At 69.9% G+C, this 16,868-nt stretch carries 13 protein-coding genes; all 13 read right to left on the bottom strand.

Annotated elements, in window-relative coordinates:
* Window positions 1-683 precede the first annotated feature (683 nt).
* Complete coding sequence (locus tag OJ997_RS09645) at window positions 684-1,691, bottom strand: response regulator (protein WP_270024874.1); 1,008 nt, start codon at window positions 1,689-1,691, stop codon at window positions 684-686.
* On the bottom strand, window positions 1,688-2,038 hold the full coding sequence (locus OJ997_RS09640) for a response regulator (protein WP_270024873.1): 351 nt from the start codon (window positions 2,036-2,038) through the stop codon (window positions 1,688-1,690). The genes OJ997_RS09645 and OJ997_RS09640 overlap by 4 nt, the downstream gene beginning before the upstream one ends.
* Window positions 2,035-3,252: a GAF domain-containing sensor histidine kinase gene (locus OJ997_RS09635; protein WP_270024872.1), complete on the bottom strand. Its 1,218-nt coding sequence runs from the start codon at window positions 3,250-3,252 to the stop codon at window positions 2,035-2,037. The genes OJ997_RS09640 and OJ997_RS09635 overlap by 4 nt, the downstream gene beginning before the upstream one ends.
* The gene (locus tag OJ997_RS09630) at window positions 3,228-3,749 is read right to left on the bottom strand and encodes a hypothetical protein (RefSeq protein WP_270024871.1); all 522 of its coding nucleotides are present in this window, start codon (window positions 3,747-3,749) and stop codon (window positions 3,228-3,230) included. Before OJ997_RS09630 ends, OJ997_RS09635 begins: the two co-directional genes overlap by 25 nt.
* A gap of 307 nt (window positions 3,750-4,056) precedes the next feature.
* Window positions 4,057-4,443: an iron-sulfur cluster assembly scaffold protein gene (locus OJ997_RS09625; protein WP_270024870.1), complete on the bottom strand. Its 387-nt coding sequence runs from the start codon at window positions 4,441-4,443 to the stop codon at window positions 4,057-4,059.
* Between the two features lie 2 nt (window positions 4,444-4,445).
* Window positions 4,446-5,642 (bottom strand): SufS family cysteine desulfurase, encoded by a 1,197-nt coding sequence (locus OJ997_RS09620; RefSeq protein ID WP_270024869.1) that lies wholly within the window; start codon window positions 5,640-5,642, stop codon window positions 4,446-4,448.
* Window positions 5,639-6,409 carry a Fe-S cluster assembly ATPase SufC gene (gene sufC, locus OJ997_RS09615; RefSeq protein ID WP_270024868.1) on the bottom strand — a complete coding sequence of 257 codons (771 nt, stop codon included), beginning with the start codon at window positions 6,407-6,409 and terminating at the stop codon, window positions 5,639-5,641. The genes OJ997_RS09620 and sufC overlap by 4 nt, the downstream gene beginning before the upstream one ends.
* 9 nt (window positions 6,410-6,418) lie before the next feature.
* Window positions 6,419-6,895: an RrF2 family transcriptional regulator gene (locus tag OJ997_RS09610; protein ID WP_270024867.1), complete on the bottom strand. Its 477-nt coding sequence runs from the start codon at window positions 6,893-6,895 to the stop codon at window positions 6,419-6,421.
* 31 nt (window positions 6,896-6,926) lie between these two features.
* Complete coding sequence (locus OJ997_RS09605; protein ID WP_270024866.1) at window positions 6,927-8,447, bottom strand: M1 family metallopeptidase; 1,521 nt, start codon at window positions 8,445-8,447, stop codon at window positions 6,927-6,929.
* Window positions 8,448-8,504: 57 nt separating this feature from the next.
* A complete protein-coding gene (locus OJ997_RS09600) occupies window positions 8,505-10,811 on the bottom strand; it encodes a LamG-like jellyroll fold domain-containing protein (protein ID WP_270024865.1) in 2,307 nt (768 codons plus the stop codon).
* A gap of 102 nt (window positions 10,812-10,913) precedes the next feature.
* The gene (locus tag OJ997_RS09595; RefSeq protein ID WP_270024864.1) at window positions 10,914-13,205 is read right to left on the bottom strand and encodes a LamG-like jellyroll fold domain-containing protein; all 2,292 of its coding nucleotides are present in this window, start codon (window positions 13,203-13,205) and stop codon (window positions 10,914-10,916) included.
* Window positions 13,206-13,259: 54 nt separating this feature from the next.
* Window positions 13,260-13,736, bottom strand: coding sequence for a hypothetical protein (locus OJ997_RS09590; RefSeq protein ID WP_270024863.1), 477 nt, complete (start codon window positions 13,734-13,736; stop codon window positions 13,260-13,262).
* A gap of 19 nt (window positions 13,737-13,755) precedes the next feature.
* Complete coding sequence (locus OJ997_RS09585) at window positions 13,756-16,854, bottom strand: glucan 1,4-alpha-glucosidase (protein ID WP_270024862.1); 3,099 nt, start codon at window positions 16,852-16,854, stop codon at window positions 13,756-13,758.
* Between the last annotated feature and the right edge of the window lie 14 nt (window positions 16,855-16,868).

The following is a 16,868-nucleotide window of genomic DNA, read 5'->3' as shown; positions in this document are numbered from 1 at the left end:
GGCCCTGCCGCGCCACGCCACGGCACCGCGCCACGCCACGGCACCGCGCCACGGCACGGCACGCCATCGCGCCACGCGCGCCACGCCACGCGCCCACGTCGCGCCCAACGTCCCGCCGCGCCAACGGCCCGCCGCGCCATCGCCGTGGAGCTCCGCGCGCGACGCGTCTCGCTACGCCGCCGCGCTCGGGGAGCACACCGTCGGGCGCCGCGTCAAGAAACTCATGCCCGCCACGGTGGCGGGGTGCGCGGCCGTCGTCACGAGTTTCTTGACCCGACGCGGCCGGCGCGCTCTGGGCTGGTCAAGCCGGCTGGGGCCGGCGAAGCCCCCGCGCGGGACCAGAGCGCGCCCGCCACGCGAACCTCGGGTTTGTTCCCGCACCGGGAACAAAGTCAGCGCTCGCGTGGCCAGCGCCACGCGAACCTCGAGAAAACGACCGCATAGGTACAAAACTCGCGGTTCGCGTGGCACCAAGACCGAACGAGCGCACTCGGCCCGCGCCCGGGCGCACCCCGGCGCAGCCACTCATCCGCACAAGAGCGCACCGGCCGCGTCGGGTCAAGAAATTCCTGGAGCGGCCTCGAGTCCCGACGCCGCTCGGACATGAATTTCTTGACGCGGCGCCCGACGGTGTGCTCCCCGACGCGCACGAACCCGCCGCACGCCACCCGGACTGAGCTCCGCTACTCGACGCCGACCAAATCCCAGGCAGACACGGGCTGATCGAAGCCACGCAGGGACAACGAAGTCGCGATAGCGACGACGTCCGCAGCGGCGTACGAGCGCTGCGACAGCAGGATCTGCCCAGCCGAGGCCACCTCGCAGAGCCGCTCGGCCAGCAGCGGCGCCGGCCCGACCGGCGCGTACTCCCAGCGGCGTTCGCTGCCGATCCGGCCGATCGTCGCGTGGCCGAAGGACACGCCCAGCGCGGGCGACAACGTGAAGCCGAGTCGCGTCCAGGCCTCGCCCAGCGACCAGACCGCGTCACGGAGCGACAAAGCCAGGCGCACGGCCACGCCGGCCGGGTCCTCGACGACGAGCGGGTCGTTCAGCACCACGGTCACCGCGTCGCCCGCGAGCCGCGCCAAGGTGCCGCCCACCGCGTCGACCGCGACCGCCACGTGCTCGTGGTACGCCGACAACACGCGCATGACGTCCTCGGGCGCGGCCGTCTCGGCGAACGCGGCGAACTCGTGCAGCGCGCAGACCACCACCGCGACCTCGCGCCGGTGGCTCTCCAACACGCTCGGGTCCGCCTTGACCAGCTCCGCGACCTGCGGCGGCAGGAACTGCCGCAGACCGGCCGTGTAGCGCTCGATCTCGTCGTGGTAGCGCTTGATCCGCAGCAACGACCGCACCCGCGCCAACAGCTCCGCATGGTCGAACGGCTTGGCCACGAAGTCGTCCGCGCCGGCCTCCAAGGCACGCTTCTTCTCCTGCTCGCCCGAGGCCGTGATCATCACCACGGGGAGGAACTCGGTCGCGCCATCGGCACGGATCGCGCGGCAGACCTCGTAGCCGTCCATGCCCGGCATGACGATGTCGAGCAGGACGAGGTCGATGCCACCCTCGGCCAGCCGCGCCAGCGCCTCCTCGCCCGACGTCGCCACCGCGACTTCGTAGCCCCGCGGCGACAGCACCGCCTGCAGCAGCCGCACGTTCTGCGGCAGGTCATCGACGACGAGGATCATGAGCGCAGCAGCGCCTCGACCTGGCCGGGCAGCGCGCGCACGTCGACGGGCTTCTCGATGTAGCCGTCGAAGCCGGCGGCGAGCAGACGGTCGCGGTCGTCGTGCATCGCGTGCGCGGTGAACGCCGCGACCGGCACGGTCACCCCCACTTCGCGCAAGGCGGCCAACGCCTCGACCCCGCTCATCCCCGGCAGGTTGATGTCCATCAACACGACATCGACACCACCGACGACCTCCAAGCACGCCTCACCGGACGAAGCCACCACCACGTCGAACCCCGCGAACGACAGCACGTCCCGCGCGAGCTTCGCGTTGCGCTCGTTGTCCTCGACGACCAGCACCCTCACGGCGCACCCACCGGGATCGCGAACCCGAACGTACTGCCCGCACCCACCGAGCTCGCCACCCAGATGCGCCCGCCGTGCAGCTCGACGAACCGCTTCGACAAAGTCAGGCCGAGCCCGGTGCCTTCGACCGACGCCCGCCGATCCCCGCGCTGGAAGGCCTCGAAGATCCGCGCCTGATCCTCGACCGCCACGCCGACGCCCGTGTCGCGCACGGTCACGACGACCTCCTCGCCGTCCACCCACGCCCGCGCCTCCACGGCCCCGCCGGACGGCGTGAACTTGACCGCGTTCGTCAAGAGGTTCACCACGACCTGCTTGAGCTTGACCTCGTCCGCCCACACCGACCCGACGCCCTCGCCGACGTCCAGCCCCAACGTCAACGCCTGCCGAATCGCGCGCTCGCGCACCAACGCCAACCCGCCTTCGAGCAGCCCCGGCAGCCACACCGACGACGGCTCGAGCTCCATCCGCCCCGCCTCCACCTTCGACAAATCCAGGATCTCGTTGATCAGCTCGAGCAGGTGATGGCCGGAGTCGCGAATGTCGCGGACGTACTCCGTCTGCCGCTCGTTCAACGCCCCGAACATCTCCTCCAAGAGCACGTCGCTGAAGCCGATCACGGCGTTCAGGGGCGTTCGCAGCTCGTGCGACATCGAGGCCAGGAACGCCGACTTGTGCCCGGACGCCACCTCCAGCTCGCGCGCCGTCTGCACGTTCTGGATCGCGATCGCGCCCTGGGCGGCGAACGTCGTCACCAGCTCGACGGTGCGCTCGTCGAACGGGTCGACGGTCTCGCGCCAGAGCACGATCACGCCGAGCACGCGCTCACCGTCGAGCATCGGCACGCCGAGCATCGTGCGGAAGCCGCCGAGCTCGATCGCCCGCGACATCGTGTAGCCGGGATCGGCGGGCGCGTCGCGGATCTGCACCGTCTGACGCTCCGCCCCCACGCGCCCCACCAGCGTCCCCGAACCGGCGGAGATCGGCACGGCGGTGATGTAGTCGCGGTACGCCTGCGAGGCGCCGAGCGCGACCTCCACCCGGTACGCCTCGCCGTCGAGCACGTAGATCAGCCCGGCATCGGCCCGGCACAGGCGCACGGCCTGGCCAAGCACGGTCTCGAACACCGGCTCGAGCTCGAACGCGCACCGCCCGAGGACCTCGAGGATCTCGCGCGTCGCGGCGAGCTCTAGTTCACGTCGATCAGCTTCCACTCGCCGTCGATTATGCGGGCGGACTGCGTCACAGGGGTCTTCTGGCCGTTGACGGTCGCGCTCCAGCTCACCGAAGCGCTGTCCCCGGTGATCGTGACCTTGTCCACCTGCGCCGACCCCGTGATGTCGTCGATCGTCTTCTTGGCCGCAGGGTCCTTGTCGATCGTGTCGTAGAGCTGGTTCATCAGCCCTTCGCAGTCGCTCGGCGGGTTCGTCACGCCGAGCTGCGTGATGTTCGCCTTCAGCTTCTCGGTCGTCTCCGGCGCGAGGTTGTCGCATGCCTCGTCCCAGTCGCGGTCCGCGAGCGCCTGCGTGTAGTCCTCGAACATCTCGCGGACCTCGGCCTCGCCGCCGGCGTCGCCACCCGCGTCCTCAGCAGGAGCCTCCGTGGCCGAAGCCGCGGGCGTGTTCGTCGCGGCCGGCGCCGACGGCTCGTCATCACCCCCGCAGCCGAAAAGCGCAAGACAAACCAGCAGGACGAGCGGCAAGAGCTTCATGAAAGCCACTGTACGGCTGCCCGCACCAACTCCGCGTGATCAACCGCGTACCTTCAAGCGCATGATCATTCTCTGACGCACCTCCACCGCCTGGTAGTTCCCGGTACGGAAATCTCTTTCCAAGGAGCGTCTATATGCAACGCCAACCCTCGGCCAAGAAGCCGGCGATGAAGCGTCCGATGCTGCCGCCCAAGCAGGCACCGCGGCCGGCGCTGAAGCCGATGCCGCGGCAGATGCCCAAGCAGCAGAACCGCGGCCGCGGCTAAGAAATGCACCGGGGGGGCTGCCGCCCCCCGAGGCCCCCCGCTTAAGCAGTCTCCCAAGAAGCCGCGTGCCCCAGGCCCGCGGACTTGATGACCTTCAGCGACAGCAGCGCGCACTTCATGCGCGTGGCGGAGATGTCGATCCCCAGCAGGTCGAGCACGAACTCACGGTCGAGCTCGAGCAGTTGCGCCGCCGGCATCCCGATCAGCTCGTCGGAGGTCATCGAGGCCGCGGCCTGGGAGATCGCGCACCCGTGGCCGGAGAAGGCCACCTCGCTGACCTTCCCGTCGGCGACCTTGATCTGCACCTTCAACTCGTCGCCGCACAGCGGGTTCGTGTCGAAGTACTCCATGTCGGGGTTCTCGAGCTCGCCCCAGTGATGCGGGCGCTTGTAGTGCTCGAGGATCTGCTCGCGATAGAGGTCGTCCATGACTAGGCGAAGATCTCCTGAACCGTGCCGAGGGCATCGATGAGCCGGTCGACGTCATCGCGCGTGGCGTGGACGGCGAACGACGCGCGCGTGGAAGCCGGGACGCCGAGGCGCCGCATCAGCGGCTGCGCGCAGTGATGGCCGGCGCGCACGCACACCTGCTCGCGGCCGAGGATCTCGGCCACGTCGTGCGGGTGCGCGCTCTCCAGCGCGAAGGAGATGAGCGAGCCGCGCCCGTCGGCTTCCGCCGGGCCGTGGATCGACAGCCCGGGCACCTCGCCGAGGCGCTCCAGCGCGTACGCCGTGACGTCGCGCCCGTGCTCGCGGACGTTCTCCATCCCGATCGCGGCCAGCCACTCGACGGCCTCGCCGAGCCCGATCGCCTCGGCGATCGGCATCGTGCCCGCCTCGAAACGCGTCGGCGGCTCCGCGTAGGTGGACTCGAAGTCACCGACCCGGGCGATCATGTGCCCGCCGCCCAGGAACGGCGGCATCACTTCCAGCAGCGACCGGCGACCGTGCAGGATGCCGATGCCCGTCGGCCCGTAGGCCTTGTGCCCGGTCCAGACGTAGAAGTCCGCGTCCAGCTCCGCGACGTCCACCGGCAGCGAAGGCACGGCCTGCGCGCCGTCCACCAGGACGACGGCGCCCGCCGCGTGCGCGCGGGAGACGATCTCCGCGACCGGGTTGATCGTGCCGACGACGTTGGAGACGTGCGCGACGGCGACGAGCTTGGGCGAACGCGCCAGCAGCTCGTCGTACGCTTCGAGGTCCAGCGTCCCGTCGTCGAGCATCGGGATGTAGGCGAGCTTGCAGCCGAGCAGCTGCCACGGGACGATGTTCGCGTGGTGCTCCATCTGGGAGAGCACCACGAGATCGTCCGGGCCGACGTTCGCGCGGCCCCACGAGTACGCGACGAGGTTGATCGCCTCCGTCGCGTTCTTCGTGAACACCGTCTCGCGGGCCGTCGAGCCCGTGAACTTCGCGACCCGCTCGCGTGCGAGCTCGTACGCGTCCGTCGCTTCCGTGGCGATCGAGTAGATGCCACGGTGGATCGAGGCGCGGTACGTCTCGTAGTAGCGGTCCATCGCCTCCAGCGCCGGCCGCACGGTCTGCGAGGTGGCCGCGGTGTCGAGATACACCAGGCCCTCGCGTGCGAGGGTCGGGAACTCGGAGGACGTAGGGACCGCGAGGCTCATGCTGCGGCCGCCGCGACCTCTTCGCCGATCCAGCCGTAGCCCTTCTCCTCGAGCACGGCGACGAGCTCCGGCCCGCCCTCCTTGACGATCCGGCCCTCGAACATGATGTGCACGAACTGGGGCTGCACGATGTGCAGGATGCGCTGGTAGTGCGTGATGATCAGCACGCCCATGCCCGTCTCCTGCGACACCGTGTTGACGGCGGCGGCGACGGTGTTCAGCGCGTCGATGTCCAGGCCCGAGTCGGTCTCGTCGAGGACGGCCAGCGCCGGCTTGGTGAGCGCGAGCTGGAGCATCTCCATGCGCTTCTTCTCGCCACCGGAGAAGCCCTCGTTCAGGTACCGCGAGGAGAACTCCTTCGGGACCTTCGTGAGCTCCATCGCGGCTTCCACCGTCTTGCGGAAGTCCTTGAGCGAGATGGACGGCTCGCCGCGGCCCTCGCGGTGCGCGTTCATGACCATGCGCAGGTACTTGGCGACGGTCACGCCCGGGATCGCGACGGGGTACTGGAAGGCCATGAACAGGCCGGCGCGGGCGCGCTCGTCCGGGTCGGCCTCCGTGATGTCCTCGCCGTTGAAGAGGATCTCGCCCTCGGTCACCTCGTAGTTCGGGTGACCCATGATCACGTTCGCGAGCGTCGACTTGCCGGAGCCGTTCGGGCCCATCAGCGCGTGGAACTCACCCGGACGGACGTGCAGGTCGACCCCCTTGAGGATCTGCTTGTCCGCAGCGGTGACGTGCAGGTTCTTGATCTGGAGCTCGGCCATCAGTTCTTTCTAGGAGGTCGTGACAGGGGTGGGCAGCGCGGGCGTCGGCTTCTTCGAGTCGAACTCGATCAGCTCGGCGAGCGTGGTCCGCTGCAGCGAGCGGATCACCCCCATCTGCACGCGCGTCCACAGCAGCTTGGTCGCGCAGGCGCCACCGGCTTCCTCCCCGTGATGGGAGCACTGGACGCGCCCGTTGTGGTCGTCGAGGAAGCAGTCCATCGGCGCGATCGCACCCTCGAGCGCGAGCACCGCTTGGTCCATGGTGATCTCCTCCGCGGGCTTGGCGAGCACGTAGCCGCCGTGCGCACCGCGGGTGGACACCACGAGACCGTGCTTCTTCAGGAGCGCCGCGATCCGCTCGCAGTACGCCAGAGGCAGGTTCTCCGCCTCGGCGATCGCCTTCAGGGAGACCGGGTGACCCGACCCCTGAGTGCCGAGCTGGATCAGCATCCGCACCCCGTATTCGGCCTTCGTGGTGAAGATCATCGCCCTCAAAAGCCTACCAACGTGGTAGGAGTTACTTCCGAGGCGCCCTCCTGCCCGGGATCGTGGCCGTCCGCTGCGTGCCGACGGCGTTGACCGTCCAGTCCGGATGGCCCGGCATCGGCGGCGTCTTGGTGCCGTAGACCCACTCGCGCAGGAACGGCACGACGTCGGCGCGGCCGGACACCTGCGCGGCGAGCGCGATGAAGTCGTCCGTGGTGATCGAGCGGTCGCGGAAGCGCTCCGGGTAGGCGCGCTCGATCCGCAGGAAGGCCGTGTTGCCGACCTTCTGGCGCAGCGCGTACAGGACCAGCGCGCCGCCGTGGTAGCGCTGGTAGGCGAACAGCTCGTCGGCGCTCGAAGGCGCCGCGACCGGACCGGACTCCGCGCGCCACTCGTCCCCGTGCGCGTAGACGGCCTTCATCAGCGCGTCGAGCGTCGCGTAGCCCTGGTCGTCGGGGTAGCCGGTCGTGTCCTCCTCGAGCACGCCGTTCTCCTCGCCCCAGGTGAACTCGTACCAGCTCGCGTGGCCCTCGTTGAGCCACAGGTCGCTCCAGGAGTAGGGCGCGACGGAGTCGCCGAACCACATGTGCGACATCTCGTGCAGCAGCGTCGCGTCCCACGTGCCCTTGCCGTAGTCCTCGTACCAGAAGGTGTCGATCAGCTCGAGCGTCTGCGTCTCCAGCGCGAAGCCGAGGCCCGCGTCGACCACCAGCGAGCCGTAGAGGTCGAACGGGTAGGCGCCCGCCCGCGCCTTCATCCAGTCCAGCTGCGAGCGCGTCGGATCGAGCAGCGGCAGGTACTGGGCGGTGAGCGGCCGCGCCGTCACCTCGCGCAGGAAGACGCCGTTGTGGAAGCCCTCGTTGGTGATGTCGTAGTCGCCGACCGCCATCTGGATCAGCTCGGTGGCCATCGGCTGGCGCTGGACGAACACGGAGTGCGTGCGCCCGCCGCTCGTCCACTTCGCCAGCGGCACGCCGTTCGCGACCGCGGTCTGGCCGGCGGGCACGTCGAAGCGGAAGTCGAAGCTCGCCTTGTCGCGCGGGTGGTCGTTGGACGGCAGGAAGTAACGCGCCAGGTCCGGCTGCGGCGCGGTCGCCGTGCCGCTCGGGTGCACGAACAGCGCGGTGGACGACGGATCGTCGTTCGGGACCGTCGGCACCGCGACGTACCTGCTCACTGTGACGACGAACAGCGCACCCTTGTTGATGGCGCGCCGTGGCGTGATCACGAGCTCGGAGCCGTCACGCCGCCACTGCGCGGGCGCGCCGTTGACCACGACCGCCCCGACGCTGCGACCCGCGAAGTCCAGGTTGAAGCGCGAGAGCGCCTGCGTCGCGCGCGCGAGGATCGTGACGGTGCCCTCGACCGGGTCCGTGTAGGCGCGGCCGTACTTGACGTCCACGTCGTAGTGCTGGACGTCGTAGCCGCCGTTGCCGAGCGTCGGGAACAGCGGGTCCCCGATCCCGGGCGCGCCCGGTGACGGCCCGGCGGCGACCGCCGGCGCCGCGAAGATCGAGACGAACAGAGCCGTGAGCAGCAGCGCGCGCTTCATGGAGACCCCTCTCCCGGGCGACAGGAACGTCGCCCGGGAAGCTACTACGAGGCGGGTCTACGGGGTGGTGGTCGACAGCGTGAAGGTCAGCGCCTTCGAGTACGAGCCGGTGCGCAGCGCGTCACTGGAGCCGATCTCCTGCGTCAGGACGACCGGGACCTTCTCGTTCGACGTGGGGCCGTTCCACGTCTTGACGACGCCCAGGCCGGCCAGCGGCTTGGGCAGCGAGAAGGCGCCGTTGACCAGGTGGCCCGTGGCGTTCGTGCTCGGGTCGGTGACCGTCAGCGTCGCGTCGCCGGCCGTCGAGACGACCGTGGCCTCCGTGGTGGCGGTGTAGGTCTTGCCGAGGCCCGGGACGAACGCGCCGAACGTGCCCGGAGCGCCGAGCGTGAGCGTGAGCGTGGCCGGGACCGCGCCGCCGACCGTCGTCTCCTCCTTGGCCGGGAGGTAGCGGCGCTGCGTCAGCCACTGGTCCGGGGACGTGGCGTGGTCGACGATGCGCGTCTCACCGACGCAGCCGAACCAGCCGTTGCCGCCGGTCGAGCCGATCCGCCACGCCTTGTTGGCGGTCGCGAGGCCGACAGCGTCGATCGAGTTGCGCAGCACCGGCGCGCCGTCGACGTACAGCGTGGAGGTCTTGGCGACCGGGTCGTTGACGTTGGCGATGTGCATCCAGCGGTCGGGCATGACCTCGCCGGACCAGTTCGTGCGCTCGCGGTAGCCGTTGCCGTCGGCCGAGATGGCCAGCGAGTTCCACTGGACCTCGCGCAGGTTGGAGATGCTCAGCGTGAAGGCCGGCTCGTCCCAGCTCCAGCCCGGGTTGACGACGTTGGCGATCTCGCGGCGCGTGCCCTCGCGGTTGAGCGCGCCCATCCACTGGTTGTTCGTCGCCGACCACGCCGGGTCGATCTTCACGAACGACTCGACCGTGTAGCCGTTCGGGAACGCGTTCTGGTTGATCGCGGCGCCCGTGGCCGTGTTCATGAAGGACACGCGGCCGGCGTTGTTGTTCTGGAAGCAGGCGGACGCGGCGTTGGAGGACAGCGCGTGGTGGTCCGTGGAGATCTGCAGGTCGGCCAGGGCGGCGGAGCCGGTCAGCGCGCCGCGCGTCATGTCGGCGCCCTTGGCGATGTCCGTCGCGGTGACGGCGCCCGGCTGCGGCGCGCCCGTCTTGGTCTTGTCGAAGCGCCAGTGCGCGACGGTGCCGTCGACCTGCGGGAAGTCGGTGTCGTTGAGCGGGAGGCTCGGCAGCGTGGCCGACGGCTCCTCGTAGCCCTCGACGACCTTGGCCTTGGCGGCCGCGATCAGGTTGCCGTTGGACGGCGCCACCGGCGCCGGCGCGGTCGCGAAGCGCGAGAAGCGCTGGTCCCAGTCGATCGCGAGGTTCAGGTTCGCGCCCGGCTCGGTGCGGACGGCCTGGTCGAACTCCGGGACGATCGTGTTCTTCGGCTTCAGGCGGATCCACGGGGAGACGACCGTCGACTGGATGCGCTTGTTCGTGAAGTCGAACTCGAGCAGGCCGAGGTAGCCGTTGCCGCCGTTGTAGGCCATCTGGTAGTCCCAGACGATCTGGTCGACGCTGTTGCCGAACGCGTTCGTCTTGCGCATGTGCGCGGCGCCGTGGTTGTGGCCGTTGATCGTGAGGAAGATCTGATCGTTGTCCTTGATCAGCTTGTCCCACAGACGACGCCCCTGCGTGCCCTCGACGGCCGTGACCGCGTCGGAGGCGATGCCGAGGATGTCGTGCGTCGTGAGGATCACGGGCAGCGCCGGGTTCGCGGCGATGACGCCCTTTGCCCACTCGAGCGCGGCGTCGGTCGGCTCCCACGACAGCGCGAGCACGAGGAACGTCCGGCCTTCGGCCGTGAACTTGTGCCACTCGTGCATGCCAGACGCGTCACGCCCACCGAAGGTCGACTGAGCAGCGGCGCGCGTCGCCGGGAAGCGGCGCGGGAACGGCTCCGTGGCCGGGTTGCCGGTCACGTCGTGGTTGCCGGCCAGGATCGAGTACGGCAGCTTCCCGTCCTCCATCACCTTCATGGCCTCGTCGGCGACGTCCCACTCCTGCGTGGTGGTCGCGCGGTCGACGATGTCGCCGAGGTGCGTGACGAACGGGATCTCGAGGTTGCCCTGGTTGGCCACGAGCCACTTGGTCTGCTCGATGTACGGCTCGGTGCCGAACCGGTTCATGAACAGCTCGCCGGAGCTCGGGATCGAGTAGCGCGAGTAGAACTGCGTGTCGGGGAGCACGCCGAGCAGGAAGCTCGAGCGCTGCGTGTCCTGGGCAATCGCGGCGCTGGGGAACGCCACAGAGGCAATCGTCGCGGCGGCAAGCGCCAGCCGGCGGGGGAGCGTCAGTCTCATCGCCGCGCGACGCTACGCGGGCCGACCCTCCACATTTGTGACCGCTCTGTGAGCGGCCGGTGAACTACGAAACGTAGTCGCACCGACCGCTCGCGAGGCGGCTTACGGGTTGGTCGTCGAGAGCGTGAAGGTCACGGTCTTCGAGTACGACCCGGTGCGGAGCGGATCGTTCGCGCCGATGGCCTGCTTGAACGTGACGTTGACGTCCTCGTTCGACGTCGGGCCGGTCCAGACCGACTTGGCGAGCTCGATCTTCAGCGGCTGGGCGAGGGCGAACGCGCCGTTCGTGAGGTAGCCCGGCTCGCTCGTCGTGAGCGTCGCGTCGCCGGCCGTGGAGGTCACGGTCGCCTTCGTCGTCGCCGTGTACTCCTTGGCGATGCCCGGCGTGAACGCGCCGAACGTGCCCGGCGTGCCCAGCGTCAGGGCGAGCGTCGCCGGGACGCTGCCGCCGACCGGAGCCTCGGCGTCGACCGGGAGATAGCGACGCTGCGTGAGCCACTTGTCCGGCGTCGTCGCATGGTCGACGATGCGCGTCTCGCCGACGCAGCCGAGCCAGCCGCTGCCCTTGGTGGAGCCGATGCGCCACGGCTGGTTGGCCGTGGCGAGGCCGACGGCGTCGATCGAGTTGCGCAGCACCGGCGCGCCGTCGACGTACAGGGTCGAGGTCTTGGCGACCGGGTCGTTGACGTTGGCGATGTGGATCCAGCGGCCGGTCAGGATCTCGCCCGACCAGTTCGTGCGCTCGCGGTAGCCGTTGCCCTGGGCCGAGATGCCCAGCGCGTTCCACTGGATCTCGCGCAGGTTGGAGACGCCGAGCGCGAACGTCGGCTCGTCGTAGTTGTAGCCCGGGTTGAGGACGTTGGCGACCTCGCGGCGGACGCCCTCGCGGCTGATCGCGCCGTTCCACTGGTTGTTCGTGGCGTTCCAGGCCTCGTCGATCTTGATGAACGTCTCGAACGTGAACCCGTTCGGGAAGGCGTTGGCGTTGATGGCCTGGCCCGTGGCCGTGTTGATGAAGGAGTTGCGGCCCGCGTTGTTGTTCTGGAAGCAGGCGCTCGCGGCGTCCGAGGACAGCGAGTGGTGGTCGGTCGAGATCTTCAGGTCGTCGAGCTGCGACGGACCGGTGAGCGCGGCGCGGCGCATGTCGGCGCCGGCGGTGATGTCCTTGGCGCCGACGTCACCGACGGCCAGCGTGCCGGTCTTGGCCGGGTCGAAGCGCCAGTGCGCGACGGTGCCCGCGACCTCGGGAAAGTCGGTGTCGTTGAGCGGCAGCTTGGGGAGCACGACCTCGGGCTCCTCGAAGCCCTCGAGCACCTTGGCCTTGGCGGCGGCGACGAGGTCACCGTTGGCGGCGGCGACCGGCGCCGGCGCGGTCTGGAAGCCGGCGAAGCGCTGGTCCCAGTCGATCGGCATGTTGAGGTTCTCGTTCGGGCCCGGCTTGACGGCGATGTCGTACTCGCCGACGAGCGTGTTCTTCGGCTTCAGACGCACCCACGGGGAGACGACCGTCGTGGCCATGCGCTTGTTGGAGAAGTCGAACTCGATCAGGCCGAGGTAGCCGTTGCCGCCCTGGTAGGCCATCTGGTAGTCCCAGACGATCTGGTCGACGCTGTGGCCGGCGGCGTTGGTCTTGCGCAGGTGCGCGGAGCCGTGGCTGTGGCCGTTGATCGTCAGGAAGATCTGATCGTGGTCCTTGATCAGGCCGTCCCACAGACGCAGGCCGGACTCGGTCTCCAGCGGCGAGACCGCGTCGCTCTTGATCGCGAGCAGGTCGTGCGTCGTCAGGATCACGGGCAGCGTCGGGTTGGCCTCGACGACGCTCTTGCCCCACGCGATCGTCGCGTTGTCGGCGGGCCACGCCAGCGCGAGGACGAGGAACTTCCGGCCCTCGGCCGTGAACGTGTGCCACTCGGAGAGGCCGGACGCGTCCCGCCCACCGAACGTCGCCTGCGCCTGCGCGCGCGAGTTCGGGAAGTAGCGCGGGAACAGCTCCGTCGCGGGGTTCTGGGTCGCGTCGTGGTTGCCGTTGGCGATCGAGTACGGCAGCTTCGCGTCGTCGAGGACCTTCATCGCCTCGCTGGCGACGTCCCACTCCTGGGTGACGGTCGCGCGGTCGACGATGTCACCGAGGTGGGTGACGAAGGGGATCTTCAGGTTGTCCTTGTTCGCGGCGAGCCACTTCGTCTGCTCGATGTACGGCTCGGTGCCGTAGCGGGCCATGAACAGGTCGCCGGCGCCGGGCGTGGCGTAGCGCGAGTAGAACTGCGTGTCGGGGAGCACGCCGAGCAGGAAGCTCGAGCGGGGCGTGCCCTGCGCCATCGCGGCGGCGGGGAAGGCCACGCTGGCGATCGTCGCGGCCGCGAGAGCGAGCCGTCGGGGGAGCGTCAATTTCATAGCGTTCGCGACGCTATGTCTTGCGACTGACCGGATTCGTGACGATCCGGTGTACTACTGGACGTAGTACTGGCGGTTGCCGACGAAGAGCTCGAGCCCTTTTCGGCGCTCGGCCCGCCGCAGGTACCAGAGGCCGTAGGCGATCGCGAGCGAGGCGCCGAGGCACAGGCCGTAGCCGAACGCGGCGAACACGGCGCTGGATTCCTCGAAGCCGGAGCGCAGGAACGGCGCGAAGCCGCCGACGACGCCGAACGCGACGAACGCCGCCCGCCAACTGGTCTTGCGCGCGACGACGTGGGCGTCGGCGGGCGCCGGCTTCGCGCGCCGCAGCGTCCAGCGGGTCCGCCACACCGACCACGCGGCCACGATCAGCAGCCCGGTCGCGGTGGCGAGCGCGAACACCTCCGCGGCCTCGCCGAGCTCGTCGTCGACGTGCGCGCGCCAGACCATCAGCGGCAGGCCGACCAGCGCCGCGGCCCCGAACATCAGCAGCGTCCAGGTGCGGGATTCACGCGCCGGTATGAGCTCCATACCGGCGCGTTTATACCCGTTACGGGAGGCTCACATAGCGGAGCGTGACCGGCGCGGCCGCCCGCCAGTCGAGGATGTCCGCCTGGGAACTCCCGGCCGGCACGAGGATGTCGACCACGTTCGGGTCACGCGTGTCCGTGTCCCGCGCGTCGTTGGCGTCCGTGTACTCACCCGCGCCGCCGCCGAGCCGGAAGTCGTGGATCCAGCTCATGCCGGTCCCGACCGTCGAGTCCCAGTACGCGCGGGAGTAGACCGGGCGGATGTGGCCGGTGCCCTCGCCGTCACCGCCGTGGCTGGCCATCACCACCGCGTAGCGAGCGGTCGCCGGCAGGTCGCTCTTCGGGACGCTCGCCACGATCTGCCGCGTGGATGGCAGCGCCAGCAGCGTCGCGCTCGCGATCGTGTTGCCGGCCGGGTCCCGGACGCCGAGGTCGTTGAAGCCGTCCGCGGTCAGCACCCAGTCGTAGGGCGCCTCGAGGTTGGCGTTCGTGCCGGGCAGCGCAGGCGTGACACCGGTCGTCACCCCCGTCTTGCCGTAGATGTTGATCCGCTGGATGGCGATCTGGTTGCCGCCCCACGGGTTGCGCAGCTCGCCCGCGATCGTCGTGACGAAGTTGTACGAGCGGCCGTCGTCGTAGACGCCGAAACCGGTGATGTCGTACGCGCCCGGGTTGAACGCGGCGTCCCCCGGATACACGTAGTCGCCCGGGCCGTTGTCGTCGCCCGTCGGGTCGGTGGCGGTGCCGACCGCCGTGCCGAAGTTGGTCGACGTGACGGTCCTCTGGACGGTCGCCGTACCGCCGCTGGACGCCACCGCGACGACCGTGATCTGGTTCACGCCGAGCCCGAGCGGCACGGTCGTGGAGAACGCGCCGCCGGCGATCCGGGTGGTCGTCCCGCCCGCGTTCACGTAGACGAACGGGGCGTTGGTCGTGCCGCTCACCGTCGCGGTCGCCGCGCCGGTGGTGGAGCCGTCGGCCGGCGAGGTGACGCTGAGCGTCGGCGCGGCCGGCAGCGTCCCCTTCGTGTAGCGGTCGGCGACCACGGACGGCGTCGAGACCGGCTTGCCCGCGTCGATCGAGTGCGCGAGCCGCACGTACGCCGCCATCGCCCACGCGAGTGGCGTCGCGCTGCCCGTGCCCTCGCCGAACGTCAGGTTGTAGGCGGGCACGGCGGGCTGGTCCCAGACCTGCTCGGGGATCATCCAGCCGTCGTTGGCGCTCTCGGCCAGCGCGCGCAGGTACTTCGTCGCCGAGCGCCCGGCCAGCAGCTCGTACTCGCCGCGCTCGCCGCTCAGCAGCGGCCACAGTCGCCCGATGCCCGTGCCGTCGTACGGCGCGCCGTCGGCCTTCTCGCCGTAGCCGTCGTGGTTGTAGCGGTAGAAGAGATCGCCGACGCGGATCACGGAGTCGACCTCGGGCAGCGAGCCGACGACGAACGGGTCGCTGAAGCGCTTAGCACCAAGCCGCACCAGGTCGAGGAACCCGGCGTCGACGATCAGCCGCTCGTCCCAAGCGCCCCCGCCGTTGTTGATGTCGAGGATGTGGCCGTCGTTCGGGTTGCCGTTGTCGTCGATGCGCTCGAAGTACCGGCCGTCGCCGTGCGGACCGGTCGTGGTGAACGTCCACGCCTCCACGCGCCGCTGCCATTCGTCGGCCACGCCCTGGTAGAGCGCCGCGCCGTTCGCGTCACCCGCGCTCTTCGCGAGCGAGGCCGCCGCCGTGAGCCCGGCGATCTCCGCCGCGATCGTGGACGGCGAGTACCCGCTCTCCTCCTCCCAGCGCTCCTGCGGCGTCGCGGGCCCGCGCGCGACGATGAAGTCCGCGGCGGGCTTGACGTGGTCGCGGTAGGTCGCCGCGTCCTTCCGTCCCAGCTGCCACGCGAGCACGATCGGGAACGCGACCTCGTCCAGCTGGAGCGAACCCCAGTAGGGCGTGCCGTCGAGCAGCGAGTTCTGCGGGAACGAGCCGTCGGGCTTCTGCTGGACGTCGAACAGGTAGTCGAGCGAGCGGCCCGCGGCGGCGGTGTCGCCGAGCGCGATCTGCGCCGTCGACACCTGGTAGAGGTCGCGCGCCCAGACGAGGTGGTAGCCGCCCACGCCCGCCTCGTCGGCGTTGATCGCCTCACCCCACGGCACGGTCAGCGACGCGATGTTCGCGCCCCGGTACGTCTTGTCCTCGTGGGCCTTGAGCTGCATCGCGGCCACGCGGTATTGCTGGAGCAGGTCACCGCGGCCGACGCTCTTCGGCGGCTTGCGCAACGACTCCAGGTACAGGTGCCAGCCGAGCGCGTAGCCCAGCTTGGTCAGGAAGAACGGCAGCACGAGGCTGCGCTTCGCGGTCCTGACGGCGGCGTCGCCCGTGCTCCCGAACCCGAGGGCCAGCGTGAGCCGCTGCGCCCGCTGGCCGTCGAGCGCCAGCCGCGCGGTCTGCACGACGTTGCCGTCGGGGGCGCTCGGATAGCGCCAGTCCATGACGTGGTCCGCGAGGTCGCTGTAGCCGTCGCTCGTCCCCAGATAGCCGTTGGAGACCGCGCTGAACGGCTCGTCGGCGACCAGCGCGCTCGCGATCTCCCCCTCGCTCGCCACCAGCGCGCCGCGCGACACGGAGCCCGCGTCGTGGCGCCCGGAGTTGTCGATCGACGGGTCGTAGACGGCGTAGACCGCGTACTTGCCGCGGTCGAGCGCCTCGAAGTCGATGTCCACGAGCACCGTCGCCCGCAGCGGATCGGTCACGTAGGTCTTGGTGATCCGGTACCGCCGCTGCTTGTCCGTGTTGACCTGCTTGTAGACGAGCGCCGTGTCGGTCACGAGCTCCACGGCGTGCGTGGTGTCGGTCGACTCGCGATCGGTGAACGTCTTCCCGTCCGACACCACGAGCTCCAGCGCCCGCGAGTCCGCGACGTCCACGCGCGGGTAGTAGACCTCGCTCAGCACGCCGTCCGCCAGCGAGAACCACACCTTCGAGCCGGTCGTGGTCGCCGTGCCGACGCCCTGTTTGGCGCCCGTCGTCCAGTGCGCGGTGGCTCCCGGCGCCCCCGGCGCCGCCTGCGCCCACGCGGGCGCCGTCACCCCCAGCACCAACGCCGAAGACAGCACGGCCACAGCACGTCCACGCATGGGGTCTCCTCCTG

The organism is Solirubrobacter phytolaccae, assembly GCF_027587195.1.
Lineage (GTDB): Bacteria > Actinomycetota > Thermoleophilia > Solirubrobacterales > Solirubrobacteraceae > Solirubrobacter > Solirubrobacter phytolaccae.
The sequence above is the reverse complement of the archived record's forward strand: the minus strand, read 5'-3'. Positions and strand labels throughout refer to the sequence as shown.

Excerpts from the sequence above, each read along its gene's own strand:
- OJ997_RS09645 (WP_270024874.1), bottom strand. The coding sequence starts at position 1,691 with ATGATCCTCGTCGTCGATGACCTGCCGCAGAACGTGCGGCTGCTGCAG.
- OJ997_RS09630 (WP_270024871.1), bottom strand. The coding sequence starts at position 3,749 with ATGAAGCTCTTGCCGCTCGTCCTGCTGGTTTGTCTTGCGCTTTTCGGC.
- OJ997_RS09625 (WP_270024870.1), bottom strand. The coding sequence starts at position 4,443 with ATGGACGACCTCTATCGCGAGCAGATCCTCGAGCACTACAAGCGCCCG.
- OJ997_RS09620 (WP_270024869.1), bottom strand. The coding sequence starts at position 5,642 with ATGAGCCTCGCGGTCCCTACGTCCTCCGAGTTCCCGACCCTCGCACGC.
- sufC (WP_270024868.1), bottom strand. The coding sequence starts at position 6,409 with ATGGCCGAGCTCCAGATCAAGAACCTGCACGTCACCGCTGCGGACAAG.
- OJ997_RS09610 (WP_270024867.1), bottom strand. The coding sequence starts at position 6,895 with ATGATCTTCACCACGAAGGCCGAATACGGGGTGCGGATGCTGATCCAG.
- OJ997_RS09605 (WP_270024866.1), bottom strand. The coding sequence starts at position 8,447 with ATGAAGCGCGCGCTGCTGCTCACGGCTCTGTTCGTCTCGATCTTCGCG.
- OJ997_RS09600 (WP_270024865.1), bottom strand. The coding sequence starts at position 10,811 with ATGAGACTGACGCTCCCCCGCCGGCTGGCGCTTGCCGCCGCGACGATT.
- OJ997_RS09595 (WP_270024864.1), bottom strand. The coding sequence starts at position 13,205 with ATGAAATTGACGCTCCCCCGACGGCTCGCTCTCGCGGCCGCGACGATC.
- OJ997_RS09590 (WP_270024863.1), bottom strand. The coding sequence starts at position 13,736 with ATGGAGCTCATACCGGCGCGTGAATCCCGCACCTGGACGCTGCTGATG.
- OJ997_RS09585 (WP_270024862.1), bottom strand. The coding sequence starts at position 16,854 with ATGCGTGGACGTGCTGTGGCCGTGCTGTCTTCGGCGTTGGTGCTGGGG.